Source organism: Streptomyces sp. NPDC048197, from assembly GCF_043202395.1.
Classification (GTDB): Bacteria; Actinomycetota; Actinomycetes; order Streptomycetales; family Streptomycetaceae; genus Streptomyces; species Streptomyces siderophoricus.
The window spans coordinates 34,370-49,667 of sequence record NZ_JBIDAJ010000040.1 but is presented as its reverse complement, the minus strand read 5'-3'; the positions used below and the strand labels follow the sequence as shown (position 1 = coordinate 49,667).

Below are 15,298 nucleotides of genomic sequence, written 5' to 3'. Positions count from 1 at the left end.
CCTGTCCCGCCTCCCGGCCACGGGCCCCCGCCCCCCCCAGACACAGCCCTTCCCGGCCACGGGCCCCCGCCCCGGACACAGACCCTCCGGCCACAGGTCTCCTGCCCACCAGACATGGCCCCTCCCGGCCACAGATCTCCCGCCCCAGACACGGCGCTTCCCCGCCCCCTGCGTCCGCCGCCCCCGGGAACCCCCACCGTCCCCCCTCCGTTCACCGGTCAGGGGCTCACACGACCCCTAAGGGATCCCCTAAGGGACCCCCGAGGGACCCCCGACGACAACCCTTACGGAACCCCCACGGGAAACCCCGAAAACTCCCGTCCAGCCGGTTCCTTGCCGCCCTGTCCTGTGGAACGATGCTGGGCACTCCCACCGGCACAGCACTTCACAGGAGTTACCCCGCGTGCAGCCCATGGCAGGCCAGGACCTCTTGCACACCCAGCCGCGCCCCATGCACTGGCTCGCCACCGCCACCGCCCTCTCGGCGGTCGTCGCGGGCGCGTCCTTCGTCCAGCCCCCCGACGCCACCGCCACCACCGCCCGCAGCACCGCGGCCGGCCGGCACTCCGCCGCCCCCGATCCCGGCAAGGTCACGTTTCCGGTCACCTGCGGCCCCAACCGCCCCGAGGTGGTCAAGAAGGCGTCCGGCGACCTCGACGCCGACGGCACGACCGAGACGGTCGCCGTGGTCCGCTGCCACAGCGACACCGGCACCCCGCCCAGCGGTGTCTACGTCCTCGCCCGTCCCACCGACCCGCAGGCCGCCCCGCGCATCGTGGCGACCCTCGTCGCCCCCGCCCAGCAGCTCAGCGTCCGGTCCCTGGCGGTGGAGCACGGGGTGATCTCGGCGGCGCTGCTGGGCTACTCCGACCTGAACGTGCCGCGCTGCTGCCCCGACGTGCACAAGAGCGTCAAATGGCAATGGCGGGACGGGAAGTTCATCCAGAGCGAACTGCCCGCCGCGGCGAGCACCACAGGTGTCTGAGCCGCTACAGCAGGTGTGCGGAGGGAGCTTTCCGCTTCCTCCGGTTCACTCGGCGTCCGGGCCGTAGACCTCGACGCGGTCGCTGATCCGGCGCACGTGGATGCAGTCCCCGGGGCACTCCTTGGCCGAGTCCCGGACGTCGGCGAGCAGCTTCAGCGGGACGGGCGTTGTGGCGCCCTCCTCCTGGAGCAGCTCGTCATCGGCGCTCTTCACGTAGGCCAGACCGTCGATGTCCAGCTCGAAGACCTCCGGCGCGTACTGCGCACAGATGCCGTCCCCGGTGCAGAGATCCTGGTCGATCCAGACTTCCAGCTCTGGGGCTTCGTCCTGCGCGGTCATCTCGCCTGCCGTTCCTGCGTACGTGAACCGTTTTTGTCTAAGTGGCGCCAGCCCTGACGGGTGTTGACCGACTCGACGATACAACCGCTCGCTTTCCGATGTTGATGGGTGGGTATTCCCTTGGCGGGAGGACGTGCGCAAGGGTGAAGATCGGACACACCCCGACAGTCTTTTCGATCTAGGGGTTTCAACCTGCACCGGCCCAGGTAGGGTCAGGAAGCGTCCAGCTCCTTGGAGGAGGTGAGGACCGTGGCAGCCCACGACGACGACATCAACCGCGGCATCCGGCCGGGGCGGGGGTCTGAAGATCCCGCCGGCCAGGTTGCCTATCTCGAGCAGGAGATCGCCGTCCTGCGACGCAAGCTCGCCGACTCTCCGCGTCACACGAGGATTCTCGAAGAGCGGATCGTCGAGCTGCAGACCAACCTGGCCGGCGTCTCGGCGCAGAACGAGCGTCTCGCCAATACGCTCCGCGAGGCCCGTGACCAGATCGTCGCCCTCAAGGAAGAGGTCGACCGGCTCGCACAGCCGCCGGCCGGCTTCGGTGTCTTCCTGCAGGCGAACGAGGACGGCACGGTCGACATTTTCACCGGAGGCAGAAAACTCCGGGTCAATGTCAGCCCGAGCGTGGAGACCGAGGACCTCAGGCGCGGCCAGGAGGTCATGCTCAACGAAGCGCTCAATGTGGTCGAGGCCATGGAGTTCGAGAGCGCCGGCGACATCGTCACCCTCAAGGAAATCCTTGAGGACGGCGTGCGCGCCCTGGTCATCGGGCACACCGACGAGGAGCGGGTGGTGAGGCTCGCCGAGCCGCTGCTGGACACCACCATCCGCCCCGGCGACGCCCTGCTTCTCGAACCGCGCTCCGGCTACGTCTACGAAGTCATCCCGAAGAGCGAGGTCGAGGAACTCGTCCTCGAAGAGGTCCCGGACATCGACTACACCAAGATCGGCGGTCTGGGCGGCCAGATCGAGCAGATCCGGGACGCGGTCGAGCTTCCGTACCTCTACCCCGACCTCTTCAAGGAGCACGAACTCCGCCCGCCCAAGGGCGTGTTGCTCTACGGCCCGCCCGGCTGCGGCAAGACGCTCATCGCCAAGGCGGTCGCCAACTCCCTTGCCAAGAAGGTCGCCGAGGTGACCGGGCAGCCCGCGGGGAAGAGCTTCTTCCTCAACATCAAGGGCCCCGAGCTGCTCAACAAGTACGTCGGTGAGACGGAGCGGCACATCCGGCTGGTCTTCCAGCGCGCCAGGGAAAAGGCGAGCGAGGGCACGCCCGTCATCGTCTTCTTCGACGAGATGGACTCGCTCTTCCGCACCCGCGGCTCCGGCGTCAGCTCGGACGTGGAGAACACCATCGTCCCCCAGCTGCTCTCGGAGATCGACGGCGTCGAGGGCCTGGAGAACGTGATCGTGATCGGTGCCTCCAACCGCGAGGACATGATCGACCCGGCAATTCTGCGGCCCGGCCGTCTCGATGTGAAAATCAAGATCGAGCGCCCGGACGCGGAGGCCGCCAAGGACATCTTCTCGAAGTACCTCACGGAAAACCTCCCGCTGCACTCCGACGACCTCGCCGAGCACGGCGACTCGCGCAGGGCGGCGGTCAGCGGGATGATCCAGTCGGTCGTCGAGCAGATGTACGCGGAATCCGAGGAAAACCGCTTCCTGGAGGTCACCTACGCCAATGGTGACAAGGAAGTCCTCTACTTCAAGGACTTCAACTCCGGTGCGATGATCGAAAATATCGTAGGACGCGCCAAGAAGATGGCCATCAAGGCCTTCCTCGAACACAATCAGAAGGGTCTGCGGGTCTCCCACCTCCTCCAGGCTTGTGTGGACGAGTTCAAGGAGAATGAGGACCTGCCCAACACCACGAACCCGGACGACTGGGCCCGGATCTCCGGAAAGAAGGGCGAGCGGATCGTATACATCCGCACTCTGGTCACCGGAAAACAAGGCGCCGACACCGGTCGCTCCATCGACACGGTGGCGAATACCGGCCAATACCTGTAACACCGCTCGCCGGCTGCGGATGTCCTGCACGGGGCGTCCGCAGCCGGACGCATTTCCGGGGACGCCGCAGCCGCCCCATTCCAGAGCGATGGACCAGGGAAAACCGGACTGGAGCAATGACTGTAATGATCTCCCCAGCGCCGCAAAGGCGTTCTAGGCTCTTCGGTACCGCTGCGTCACGCTGTGCGGGCGTGGGGCACGCACGCGGAACGGAAGCGCAGCGGTACTTGAGCGCCGACCCCATCCGGGGGCGCCGCCGGGCAAGGAGGGCCGCATGACCGTACGGCGAGTAATGGGAATCGAGACGGAGTACGGGATCTCCGTCCCCGGCCACCCGAACGCCAATGCCATGCTCACCTCATCCCAGGTCGTCAACGCCTACGCGGCCGCGATGCACCGGGCACGCCGTGCCCGCTGGGATTTCGAGGAGGAGAACCCGCTGCGGGACGCCCGCGGCTTCGACCTCGCACGCGAGAACGCCGACGCCAGCCAGCTCACGGACGAGGACATCGGCCTGGCCAATGTGATCCTCACGAACGGTGCCAGGCTCTACGTCGACCATGCACACCCCGAATACAGTGCCCCCGAGGTCACCAACCCCCGCGACGCCGTCCTGTGGGACAAGGCCGGCGAACGGATCATGGCCGAGGCCGCCGAGCGGGCCGCCCAGGTACCCGGCGCCCAGCCGATCCACCTCTACAAGAACAACACCGACAACAAGGGCGCCTCCTACGGCACGCACGAGAACTACCTGATGAAACGGGAGACCCCGTTCTCGGACATCGTGCGCCACCTGACCCCGTTCTTCGTCTCCCGCCAGGTCGTCACCGGCGCCGGACGGGTCGGCATCGGCCAGGACGGCCACGAGCACGGCTTCCAGCTCAGCCAGCGTGCCGACTACTTCGAGGTGGAGGTCGGCCTGGAGACGACCCTCAAGCGGCCCATCATCAACACCCGCGACGAGCCGCACGCCGACGCCGAGAAATACCGCCGGCTGCACGTGATCATCGGTGACGCGAACCTCTCCGAGATCTCGACGTACCTCAAGCTGGGCACGACCTCCCTGGTCCTGTCCATGATCGAGGACGGCTTCATCGCCGTCGACCTGGCCGTCGACCAGCCCGTCCGCACCCTCCACCAGGTCTCGCACGACCCCACCCTGCAGCGCCTGATCACCCTCCGCAGCGGCCGTACGCTCACCGCCGTCCAGCTCCAGATGGAGTACTTCGAGCTGGCCCGCAAATACGTGGAGGACCGTTACGGAGCGGATGCGGACGAGCAGACCAAGGACGTCCTGACCAGGTGGGAGGACGTGCTGGGCCGGCTGGAGAACGACCCGATGAGCCTCTCGGGCGAGCTGGACTGGGTGGCCAAGCGGGAGCTCATGGAGGGCTACCGCCGCCGCGACGGCCTGGACTGGGACGCCGCCCGGCTGCACCTCATCGACCTGCAGTACGCCGACGTGCGGCCCGAGAAGGGCCTGTACAACCGTCTGGCGGCCCGCGGCAAGATGAAGCGGCTCCTGGACGAGGCCGAGGTCCGCCGGGCCCAGCAGAAGCCGCCGGAGGACACCAGGGCCTATTTCCGGGGCCGCTGCCTGGACCAGTACGCCGACGACGTCGCGGCCGCCTCGTGGGATTCGGTCATCTTCGACCTGCCCGGCCGCGACTCCCTGCAGCGGGTCCCCACCCTGGAGCCGCTGCGCGGTACCCGTAAGCACGTCAAGGAGCTGCTCGACCGCTGCCGGACCGCTGAGGAGCTGGTGAGGACGCTGTCCGGCCGCTGAGGAGCGGCAGGTGCACGACAGAATCCGCGGCGATCGCCCGCCGATTCGCGGCTGAAATCGTCGCGGTACGGGAATCATCGAGGTGACCCCCGGGCGTTGCAGCAACAGCAGGGCCGATGTCGGACCCTGCTTGTAGGGTCGGATCTTGAAGGTCACATCGAGCGGGGCAAACCGAGCGGGGTGAGGGATATGGCGACCAAGGACAGCGGCGGCGGACAGGCGAAGGCCACCCGTTCCACCGAGGAGGTCGAGGAGCAGGCGCAGGACGCGCAGGTCTCCGAGGACCTCAAGGAACGGCAGGAGAAGCTGAGCGACGACGTGGACTCCGTCCTGGACGAGATCGACGACGTCCTCGAAGAGAATGCTGAGGACTTCGTGCGTTCCTTCGTGCAAAAGGGCGGAGAGTAGACCACCTTAGCCTTCGCATCGAAGGTGGCGGGGTGGGCGAGCGACGGATGAACAGCGTGCGAAGCGCTGCGCGCGGTGCGGCCGGGCCGGACCGCGCGCACGCTTCGCCCCGGTCCCGGCCCGCGCAGGACGATCAGCATGTGGATCACGCCCACGGGCCGGGTAAGGTCCGGGACGTACCGTGCATCAACTGCAACTCGGCACTCGGCAAGTTGAGGGATGACCCGGGCGCACTCCGCAGGGCCATCGCATATCCGGAAGGAAACGTGTGGAAGCCAATACTCGAAGCACCGGGCGTCTACCAGCTGCCTTCCTGACGCCTGGATCCTCGTCGTTCATGGACTTTCTCGGTGCGCACGCACCCGATCTGCTGCCGGGCAACCGCCCGTTGCCGCCGGTGCAGGGCGCCATCGAGGCGCCGCACGGCACGACGATCGTGGCCGCGACGTTCCCCGGGGGAGTGGTGCTGGCCGGCGACCGTCGGGCGACGATGGGCAATGTCATTGCGCAGCGTGATATCGAGAAGGTTTTCCCGGCCGACGAATACAGTGCGGTCGGAATCGCCGGCACCGCCGGTCTCGCCGTCGAAATGGTCAAGCTGTTCCAGCTGGAGCTGGAGCACTTCGAAAAGGTCGAAGGCGCCCAACTCTCCCTGGAGGGCAAGGCGAACCGCCTGTCGACGATGATCCGCAGCAATCTCGGAATGGCGATGCAGGGGCTGGCCGTGGTGCCGCTCTTCGCCGGTTACGACCTCGACCGCGAGAAGGGCCGGATCTTCTCGTACGACGTCACCGGCGGTCGCTCCGAGGAGCAGGGCTTCGCCGCGACCGGCTCCGGCTCGGTCTTCGCGCGCAGCGCGCTGAAGAAGCTCTTCCAGGAGGACTTCACGGAGGGTCAGGCCGCCACCGCGGTCGTCCAGGCCCTGTACGACGCGGCGGACGACGACTCGGCGACCGGCGGGCCCGACATGGCGCGGCGGATCTACCCGATCGTCACGGTGATCACCGACGAGGGCTTCCGGAGGCTGTCGGACGAGGAGGTCGCGGACATCGCCCGTGCCATCCACGAGCGCCGCCTCGACCAGCCCGACGGCCCGCGGGCCGCGCTGCTCTGACGGGACGGACGTTCCGCAATGCCGCCACTGAGAGAGCTTTTGACAGGAAGGGACGGATAGCCGGTGTCGACGCCGTTCTATGTCTCACCCCAGCAGGCCATGGCCGACCGCGCCGAATACGCCCGCAAGGGCATTGCGCGCGGCCGTAGCGTCGTGGTGCTGCAATACACCGACGGCGTGGTTTTCGTCGCCGAGAATCCCTCCCGCGCGCTGCACAAGGTCAGCGAGATCTATGACCGGATCGCCTTTGCGGCGGTCGGGAAATACAACGAGTTCGAGAATCTGCGGATCGGCGGTGTCCGCTATGCCGATCTGCGGGGTTACACCTACGACCGCGAGGACGTGACCGCGCGCGGTCTGGCCAATGTCTACGCCCAGACGCTCGGCACGATCTTCTCCAGCGCCGCCGAGAAGCCGTACGAGGTGGAGCTGATCGTCGCCGAGGTGGGCAGTGCCCCCGAGGAGGACCAGATCTACCGGCTGCCGCACGACGGCTCGATCGTCGACGAGCACGGCTCGGTGGCGGTCGGCGGCAATGCGGACCAGATCAGCAGCTATCTGGACCAGCGGCACCGCGACGGCATGACGCTGTCCGAGGCGCTGAAGCTGGCCGTGGAGTCCCTGTCGCGGGACAACAACGGCGGCGAGCGCCGGCTGACCGCGGAGCAGCTCGAAGTGGCGACGCTGGACCGTACGCGGCCGCAGCAGCGCAAGTTCAAGCGGATCCTGGGCCGCCAGTTGTCCCGTCTCCTGGAGGAGAGCGGACCGGCGGGCGCCGAGGAGCCGGCGGCGGACGCGGACGCCGGTGCGGAGGGCACCGGCGGCAAGGGCGCCAAGGGCGGTGGCGCCAAGGACAAGGACGTCAAGGACGACAAGGACAAGGACGTCAAGGACGTCAAGGGCAAGGACGGTCCGGACGGCGAACCGCTGCTGTAAGGACGGTTTCCGGGCCGGTGCCCGGTGTGCGCGCCCCGGTGGGTCACTGCCCGCCGGGGCGCGCCGCGTTGTCCGGCCCGGCCGGCGGCGGGGCGGTGGAGCCGCGGGTGACCAGTTCGACCGGCAGGGTGGGTTCCTGCGCGGGGCGGCCGTCGAGCACGGCCATCAGGGCGCGCATCCCGGCCTCGCCGAACTCCTCCGCGGGCAGCCGCACGGTGGTCAGCTCGGGTTCCACCGCGAGGGCGAGGGCGAGGTCGTCGAAGCCGGTCACCGAGACGTCCTCGGGGACGCGCAGGCCGAGGCGGCGTACGGCCTTGCAGGCGCCGGCGGCGATGATGTCGTCGTCGCAGAGCAGGGCGGTGGGGCGGGGGCCGGGGCCGGTCAGCGCGATGTGTGCGGCCTGCAGACCGGCGTCGACGCCGAGGGCGGCGGGCTGCCGGCGCAGCAGTGCACCAGGGACGGCGTCGAGGGCCTCGGTGACGGCCCGGGCGCGTACCTCGAAGGTCCAGGAGCGGACGTCGGCGGCGAGGTGGGTGATGCGGCGGTGCCCGAGCGCGGTCAGATGGCCGGTCAACTGCCGTGCGCCGGAGGCGATGTCGAGGTTGACGGTGGCGCTCGCGCGCGCGTCGTCGGGGTCGCTGTCGAGCATGACGAGGGGGAGGTCGGCGGCGCGCAGGGCGGTGAGGGCCTCGGCGGCCATGGAGGAGGCGATCACTCCGTCGAGGGTGGCGGCCGCGGAGTCGAAGGGGTCCCGGGCGGGGCCGATGCCCTCGGGGGAGGGGTAGAGGACGACGCCGAAGCCGTGGTCGGCGGCGATCCGGGCGGCTCCGGTGTAGACCCGGGCGAAGAATTCCGTGGTGAGGGCGGGGACGACGAGGAGCACGGTGCGGGTGCGGCCCATGCGGAGGCTGCGGGCGGCGAGGTTGGGGCGGTAGCCCAGCTCGCGGGCGGCCGCCCGGACCGCCTCGGCCTTCCCGGGGGAGACCCGGCCGCGCCATTTGTCACCGAGGACGAGCGAGACGGCGGCCTGGGAGACGCCGGCGGCCCGGGCCACATCGCGGCTGGTGGCGCGGGCGGCGGCCGGGCGGTGGCCGGGGGGCGTGGCCTTGTGGCTGGTCACGGGGTGTCTCGCTCCTCGCTCGGGCCGCTGCGGGGTGGACCGCGGGTCGCCGCCATGGTACGTATGACGGAGGACGTTATACGTAACACTGCCGTCCGGGCCGGACCGGACAGAAAAGGGGCGGGGATGGCTGCTGGGTATGCGGAGCTGCTGAGAACCCGGCATGCGGCCCGGCTGCTGGCCGGAACGCTGGTCGGCCGGCTGCCGAACGCCACCGCCGCGCTGGCGGTGGTGCTGTTCGCACGGGCCGAGGGCGGCAGCTACGCCCTGGCCGGCGCGCTCTCGGCGGTCTACGGCGTGTGCAACGCGATCGGCCAGCCGCTGCTCGGCCGGGCCGTGGACCTCTACGGGCAGCCGCGGGTGATGCTGCCCGCGTCGGTGCTCTCCGCCCTCGGCATGGCGCTGCTGGCGGCCGTCGGCCTGGACGTGCTGTGGCTCGCCTACGCCGCCATGGTGGTCGCCGGTTTCTTCACGCCGCCTCTGGAGGGCGGGCTGCGGGCGCTGTGGCCGGGCGTGCTCAAGCGCCCGGACCGGGTGCACGCCGCCTACGCACTGGACGCGGTGGCGCAGGAAGTCATGTTCGCGGTGGGTCCGTTGCTGGTGACGCTGTGCGTGGCGGCGTGGTCGGCGGGGGCGGCACTGCTGGTCATCAACGCGGTGGGGGTGCTCGGCGCGCTATCGGTCGTCGTCTCGCCGCCGTCCCGGCAGTGGCGCAGTGCGCCCCGCGAGGCGCACTGGCTGGGCGCCCTGCGGTCGGCCGGGATGCTGGTGCTGATCGGGGCGTTCTTCTTCGTGGGCCTGGCGCTGGGATCGATCGCGGTCGCGGCGGTGGCGTACGCGGACGAGCACGGCGGCGGGGCGGTCTCCAGCTGGCTGCTCTCCGCGCTGGGTGCCGGGGCGCTGGCCGGCGGGCTGGTCTACGGTGCCCGGGACTGGCCGGGGCGCCCGGAGAACCGGCTGCGGCTGCTGATCGGGCTGCTGGCGCTGGGGTATCTGCCGCTGGTGCTGGTCCCGGGCGTGGCCGGGATGACCGCGCTGACCGGTGTCGCCGGGGTGTTCCTTGCGCCGGCGCTGGCGTGTGCGTTCGTGGTGGTGGACCGGCATGCGCCCAAGGGGACGGTCACCGAGGCGTTTTCGTGGCTGGTGACGACCTTCGGGGTGGGGTCGGCGGTGGGCATGTCGGTGGCGGGCCCGGCCGTGGAGGGCGGCGGAGCACAGGCCGGCTTCGCGGTGGCGGGGGCGGGCGGGCTCGCCGCACTGCTCGTCCTTTTGTCGACGAAGCGATTTCTCGGGGAGCCCGGGCGGCGTACGGCGGGTGCGGCCCCGGCGGAAAATGATCGAAACGGGGCCGTCGAACCCGGTTTCAGAGCAGGCCGTCAGGCGTAATGTTCAGTCATGGACCGCCGCATTTTCGGGCTGGAGAACGAGTACGGCGTCACGTGCACGTTCAGGGGACAGCGCCGACTGTCGCCTGACGAAGTGGCGCGGTACCTCTTCCGCCGTGTCGTGTCATGGGGCCGCAGCAGCAATGTCTTCCTGCGGAACGGCGCCCGCCTGTACTTGGACGTGGGCTCGCACCCGGAATACGCAACTCCCGAGTGCGACAACGTGACCGAGCTGGTCACGCACGACAAGGCCGGTGAGCGCATTCTCGAGGGCCTGCTCGTCGACGCCGAGCGCCGCCTGCATGAGGAGGGAATCGCGGGCGACGTCTATCTGTTCAAGAACAACACCGATTCGGCGGGAAACTCCTACGGCTGCCACGAGAATTACCTCGTCGCCCGCCACGGCGAGTTCTCCCGGCTCGCGGACATCCTCATTCCGTTCCTGGTCACCCGCCAGCTGCTCTGCGGCGCGGGCAAGGTCCTGCAGACGCCGCGGGGCGCCGTCTACTGCGTCAGCCAGCGCGCGGAGCACATCTGGGAGGGCGTCTCCTCGGCGACCACCCGCTCCCGCCCGATCATCAACACCCGTGACGAACCCCACGCGGACGCCGAGCGCTATCGCCGGCTGCACGTCATCGTCGGCGACTCGAACATGTCCGAGACGACGATGATGCTCAAGGTGGGCGCCACGGATCTCGTCCTGCGGATGATCGAGGCCGGCACGGTCATGCGCGATCTGACGCTGGAGAATCCGATCCGCGCGATCCGCGAGGTCAGCCACGACACCACCGGTCAGCGCAAGGTGCGGCTGGCCAGCGGGCGGGAGGCCTCGGCGCTCGAGGTCCAGCAGGAGTACTACGAAAAGGCGGTGGATTTCTGCGACCGCCGCGGAATCCGCACCGGTCTCGTGGAGCGCGTACTGGAACTGTGGGGCCGCACCCTGGAGGCGATCCGGGACCAGGAACTGGACCGCATCTCGACCGAGATCGACTGGGTGATGAAACATCAGCTGATCGAGCGGTACCGCACGAAGAACAACATCACGATGTCGCACCCACGAGTCGCGCAGATAGACCTCGCGTATCACGACATCCACCGCCGCCGGGGGCTTTACTACCTCCTGGAGCGGAAGGGCCAAGCGGCGCGTATCTGCAATGACTTGAAGATCTTCGAGGGCAAGTCGGTGCCCCCGCAGACGACTCGGGCCCGGCTGCGCGGTGACTTCATCCGCCGGGCGCAGGAACAGCGCCGGGATTTCACCGTCGACTGGGTGCACCTCAAGCTCAATGACCAGGCGCAGCGTACGGTCCTGTGCAAGGACCCGTTCCGTTCGGTGGACGACCGGGTGGAGAAGCTGATCGCCGGGATGTGACCCGCGGGGAATGCGGAGATGTGCCGGGAGCCGAGCGCTCCCGGCACATTGCTGTGTTGTGCCGGGAAGGGTCCACGGGCACAGGTCGTAGAGTGGCGGGCATTGCCCACCACCCCACGAGCCCGAGTTGGACTGATGCTGAATCTCTCCGGGGCACGGCCCCCGCACCACCGCTCGTTCCCGAAGCACGCCCGTCGCGCCGCCCTCGCCGCGCTGGCCGTGCCCCTCCTGCTGATCACCGCCGCCTGCGGGTCCGACGACGGCAAGGGCTCGTCGGGCGAAGCCGTCGTGAAGGTCACGGGCAAGCCGGGGGCGCAGCCCAAGATCACGGTGCCGAAGGGCGCCAAGCCGTCCGACACGGCCGTCACCAAGACCCTCATCCCGGGCAAGGGCGCGACCGTCAAGAAGGGTGACCTGGTCCGCCTGGACTTCGCGGCGCAGACCATGAAGGGCCAGAACCTGGGCAGCAGCTGGGCGCCGCAGCCCGGCGCCGAGAAGGGCGCGCCGCGCACCCAGGTCGTCAGCGAGGTCACCGACCAGATGACGCAGCAGATGCTGCCGCCGAAGGTGATGTCGGCGGTCGCCGGGCAGAAGGTCGGCAGCCGGTTCGAGGTCGAGGGCACCGCCAAGGCGCTGATCGGCGCGGGCCTGAATCCGCAGTCCGGGATCAAGCCGGGGGACGGCCTGGTCTGGGTCGTCGATGTGGTCGGCGCGAAGAAGGTCGACAAGAAGGCGAAGGCCGAGGGCAAGCAGGCCGACGCCGAGAGCGGGATGCCGGAGGTGACCGCGGCGGACGAGAAGGCCGCGAAGATCACCATCCCCAAGGGGGAGAAGGCGCCCAAGGGCCTGGAGCAGCAGGTGCTGATCAAGGGCAAGGGTCCCGAGGTGAAGGCCGGCGACGGGCTGATCGCGCAGTACACCGGTGTGAAGTGGGAGGACGGCAAGAAGTTCGACTCCTCCTGGGACCACGGGGGTGCGACCGCGTTCCAGATCGGTACCGGGCAGGTCGTCCAGGGCTGGGACAAGGCGCTGGTCGGCAAGCACGTCGGGGACCGGGTGGAGATCGTCATTCCGCCGAAGCTGGGGTACGGCGCGAGCCCGCAGCACGAGCTGGCCAAGAACACCCTGGTCTTCTCGGTCGACATCGTCGGCACCGTCTGACCAGCGACGACGTCAAGATCTGCGAGACTGGCCCGGTAATCGTAAAGATTCGCAAGTAGGAGCACATCAGTGAGCATCGACAAGCCCGAGATCGACTTTCCTGAGGGCCCGGCTCCCACCGAGCTCGAAATCGTGGACCTGACGGAGGGTGACGGGCCGGTCGCCAAGGCCGGGGACACGGTCTCCGTCCACTACGTCGGCGTGTCCTTCAGCACCGGCGAGGAGTTCGACGCCAGCTGGAACCGCGGCAAGCCGCTGCAGTTCCAGCTGGGCGCCGGCCAGGTCATCGCCGGCTGGGACCAGGGCGTCCAGGGCATGAAGGTCGGCGGCCGCCGCCGGCTGACCATCCCGCCGCACCTGGCGTACGGCGCGCACGGCGCCGGGGGCGGCCGGATCGCCCCCAACGAGACCCTGATCTTCGTCTGCGACCTGGTCTCCGTCTGACGCCGCCGCCGCTCCCGACCGGGACGGCCGCCGACGCGCCCGAGGGCCCGTGCCACCTTGTGGCACGGGCCCTCGGCCGTGGGCCCTCGGCTTTTACCTTCCGCACCCCGAGCGGTACGGTCAACGATCGGGAGAACAACGAGAAAGGGCGTCGATGGCCATTGCCAAGGCCGAGCGGCTGATGAATCTGGCGCTGTGCCTGCTGGGGACGCGACGCCCGCTGACCAAGCGCGAGCTCCGCTCGTCCATCGAGGCATACATCGAGGCCTTCGGGCCGGGACATGCTGCGGCCTTCGGGCCGGGACACGCTGCGGCCTTCGGGCCGGGACGCGCTGCGGCCCACGGGGCCGGCCACGGGACTCCGGGCGGCGACGAAGCCTTCAACCGCATGTTCGAGCGGGACAAGGACGACCTGCGCGAGCTGGGCCTGGTCATCGAGACCGTCGAGGGCATCGACGGCGAGATCGGCTACCTCGCCCGCCGCGACAGCAACCGGCTGCCCCCGATCACCCTGGACGCCGAGGAGGCCGCCGCCCTCGGGCTGGCCGCCAAGGTCTGGCAGCAGGCCCGGCTGGCCGGCGCGGCCAGCGGCGCGCTGCAGAAGCTGCGGGCGGCCGGGATGCCGCTGGCCGGGGACGGCGAGGACTACGACGCCGGGCAGCCGCACAGCGCGCTCGAACCCCGGATCCCCGCCCACGAAGCCGCCTTCGAACCGCTGATGCTGGCCTGCCGCGACCGCCGCCCGGTCGTCTTCGACTACCGCAAGTCCAACGCCGCCCGCCCCGAGCAGCGCCAGGTCGAACCGTGGATCCTGGAGTGCTGGCGCGGCCACTGGTACGTCGCCGGCTGGGACCGCGAGCGCCAGGCCGAGCGGGTCTTCCGGCTCTCCCGGATCACCGGCAAGGTCCGTTCCCGGCAAGGGAAGTTCACCGCGCCGGTGCCCGACCACGTCACCGTCCGCGAGACCGTCGAGAGCTGGGCGGGGGAGACCGCCACCGGCACCGCCCGGATCAGGCTCCGTGCCGAGCACGGCTATCCGCTGCGGTCCCGCGCGCTGACCGTCCGGGACCTGGGCGACGGCTGGGACGAGCTGGAGATCCCCAACGGCCACGGACTCGACGCCTGGCTGGTGGAGTTCGGGCCCGACGTGGTCGTACTGGAACCCGCGGAACTGCGCGCCGACGTCATCGACCGGCTGCGCGCCGTGGCCAAGGGCTGAGAGGGACGGGAGCTTCACTCATGGCCACGAACGCGATCGACCAGACCCGCCGGATGCTGTCGCTGGTGACGTATCTGCGCGAGCGCCCCGGCGCCCGCGTCGGCGACGTCGCGCGCGCCTTCGGCATCACCGAGGACGAGCTGATCGCCGACCTCGACGTACTGCCCATGTGCGGCACGAGCTTCCGCGGCGGCGACCTGCTGGACATCGACACCGACGGCGACCGCATCTGGTGGCACAACCCCGACGACGTCGCCGAGCCGCTGCGGCTGGCCGCCGACGAGGCCACCGCCCTGCTGGTCGCGGCCCGCGCGGTCGCCACGCTCCCGGGGCTGCGGGAGGGCGACCGGCAGGCGCTGCTGCGGGCCACCGCCAAGCTGGAGGCGGCGGCCGGTGAGGCGGCCGGCGCCAGCTCCCGGCTCTCGGTGACCTTCGAGTCCGAGGGCGGGGTGTTCGCCGACGTCGACCGGGCGATCGCCGAACGGCGCCGGCTGTGGCTGCGCTACTACTCCCCGGCCCGCGACGAGCTGACCGAGCGCGAGGTGGACCCGATCCGGCTGTTCGCCGTCGGCCACACCTACATGGAGGCCTGGTGCCGGCTCTCGGAGGCCCGGCGCACCTTCCGGCTCGACCGGGTCGCCGAGATCAAGCTGCTGGACGCGCCCGCCGACCCGCCGCCGGTCGAGCTGCGCGACCTGTCCGAGGGCCTGGTGCAGCCGGCCGCCGAGGACCCCGAGGTGTCCATCGAGGTCGGGCCGGGCGGCCGCTGGGTCGCCGAGTACTACCCGCACGACAGCGCCGAGGAGCTGCCCGACGGCGGGCTGCGGATCACCTTGCGCACCCCCGACCCGGCCTCGCTGCGGCGGCTGGCGCTGCGGCTGGGCCGGGACGGCCGGATCGTCGCGCCGCAGGCGCTGGCGGACAGTGCCCGGCGCGCCGCCGAGCAGGCGCTCGCGGCGTACGGCGAGTGAGCCGGGCGGCCCGGCCACCGCGCAGGGACGCCGTAGGGAGAG

General features: G+C 69.9%; 15 protein-coding genes. 13 read left to right on the top strand and 2 right to left on the bottom strand.

What is annotated here, in order from left to right; translation table 11 throughout:
- Window positions 1-403: 403 nt before the first annotated feature.
- A complete protein-coding gene (locus tag ACGF4C_RS33830) occupies window positions 404-985 on the top strand; it encodes a hypothetical protein (RefSeq protein WP_393571578.1) in 582 nt (193 codons plus the stop codon).
- Window positions 986-1,030: 45 nt separating this feature from the next.
- Here ACGF4C_RS33830 and ACGF4C_RS33825 read toward each other — a convergent pair whose 3' ends face one another.
- On the bottom strand, window positions 1,031-1,324 hold the full coding sequence (locus tag ACGF4C_RS33825; RefSeq protein ID WP_030414309.1) for a ferredoxin: 294 nt from the start codon (window positions 1,322-1,324) through the stop codon (window positions 1,031-1,033).
- A gap of 249 nt (window positions 1,325-1,573) precedes the next feature.
- Between ACGF4C_RS33825 and arc the strand changes: the two genes are divergently transcribed.
- The 6 genes from arc to prcA all read left to right on the top strand — a co-directional run bounded on the left by arc (window position 1,574) and on the right by prcA (window position 7,584).
- Window positions 1,574-3,340 carry a proteasome ATPase gene (gene arc / locus ACGF4C_RS33820; RefSeq protein WP_030801834.1) on the top strand — a complete coding sequence of 589 codons (1,767 nt, stop codon included), beginning with the start codon at window positions 1,574-1,576 and terminating at the stop codon, window positions 3,338-3,340.
- A 274-nt stretch (window positions 3,341-3,614) separates the two neighbouring features.
- Window positions 3,615-5,126, top strand: coding sequence for a depupylase/deamidase Dop (gene dop / locus ACGF4C_RS33815; RefSeq protein WP_078866244.1), 1,512 nt, complete (start codon window positions 3,615-3,617; stop codon window positions 5,124-5,126).
- A gap of 189 nt (window positions 5,127-5,315) precedes the next feature.
- Window positions 5,316-5,534 carry a ubiquitin-like protein Pup gene (locus tag ACGF4C_RS33810; RefSeq protein WP_030414306.1) on the top strand — a complete coding sequence of 73 codons (219 nt, stop codon included), beginning with the start codon at window positions 5,316-5,318 and terminating at the stop codon, window positions 5,532-5,534.
- A 47-nt stretch (window positions 5,535-5,581) separates the two neighbouring features.
- A complete protein-coding gene (locus ACGF4C_RS33805) occupies window positions 5,582-5,851 on the top strand; it encodes an endonuclease domain-containing protein (RefSeq protein WP_393571608.1) in 270 nt (89 codons plus the stop codon).
- Complete coding sequence (prcB, locus tag ACGF4C_RS33800) at window positions 5,803-6,648, top strand: proteasome subunit beta (protein ID WP_030414304.1); 846 nt, start codon at window positions 5,803-5,805, stop codon at window positions 6,646-6,648. Before ACGF4C_RS33805 ends, prcB begins: the two co-directional genes overlap by 49 nt.
- A 63-nt stretch (window positions 6,649-6,711) precedes the next feature.
- Entirely contained in the window at window positions 6,712-7,584 is an 873-nt protein-coding gene (gene prcA, locus ACGF4C_RS33795; protein ID WP_393571573.1) for a proteasome subunit alpha, read from the top strand.
- A 43-nt stretch (window positions 7,585-7,627) separates the two neighbouring features.
- Here prcA and ACGF4C_RS33790 read toward each other — a convergent pair whose 3' ends face one another.
- Entirely contained in the window at window positions 7,628-8,704 is a 1,077-nt protein-coding gene (locus ACGF4C_RS33790) for a LacI family DNA-binding transcriptional regulator (protein WP_393571571.1), read from the bottom strand.
- A 126-nt stretch (window positions 8,705-8,830) separates the two neighbouring features.
- On the opposite strand from ACGF4C_RS33790, the gene ACGF4C_RS33785 reads away from it, so the two are divergent.
- From ACGF4C_RS33785 to ACGF4C_RS33760, 6 genes are all read left to right on the top strand, one after another.
- Window positions 8,831-10,090: an MFS transporter gene (locus tag ACGF4C_RS33785; RefSeq protein WP_393571569.1), complete on the top strand. Its 1,260-nt coding sequence runs from the start codon at window positions 8,831-8,833 to the stop codon at window positions 10,088-10,090.
- Window positions 10,091-10,099: 9 nt separating this feature from the next.
- A complete protein-coding gene (gene pafA, locus ACGF4C_RS33780; RefSeq protein WP_030414300.1) occupies window positions 10,100-11,461 on the top strand; it encodes a Pup--protein ligase in 1,362 nt (453 codons plus the stop codon).
- 135 nt (window positions 11,462-11,596) lie between these two features.
- On the top strand, window positions 11,597-12,622 hold the full coding sequence (locus ACGF4C_RS33775; protein ID WP_393571566.1) for an FKBP-type peptidyl-prolyl cis-trans isomerase: 1,026 nt from the start codon (window positions 11,597-11,599) through the stop codon (window positions 12,620-12,622).
- A gap of 69 nt (window positions 12,623-12,691) precedes the next feature.
- The gene (locus ACGF4C_RS33770) at window positions 12,692-13,066 is read left to right on the top strand and encodes an FKBP-type peptidyl-prolyl cis-trans isomerase (RefSeq protein ID WP_261952443.1); all 375 of its coding nucleotides are present in this window, start codon (window positions 12,692-12,694) and stop codon (window positions 13,064-13,066) included.
- Between the two features lie 154 nt (window positions 13,067-13,220).
- Complete coding sequence (locus ACGF4C_RS33765; RefSeq protein ID WP_393571564.1) at window positions 13,221-14,285, top strand: helix-turn-helix transcriptional regulator; 1,065 nt, start codon at window positions 13,221-13,223, stop codon at window positions 14,283-14,285.
- Window positions 14,286-14,305: 20 nt separating this feature from the next.
- Window positions 14,306-15,256 carry a YafY family protein gene (locus ACGF4C_RS33760; RefSeq protein ID WP_030801811.1) on the top strand — a complete coding sequence of 317 codons (951 nt, stop codon included), beginning with the start codon at window positions 14,306-14,308 and terminating at the stop codon, window positions 15,254-15,256.
- Window positions 15,257-15,298 lie beyond the last annotated feature (42 nt).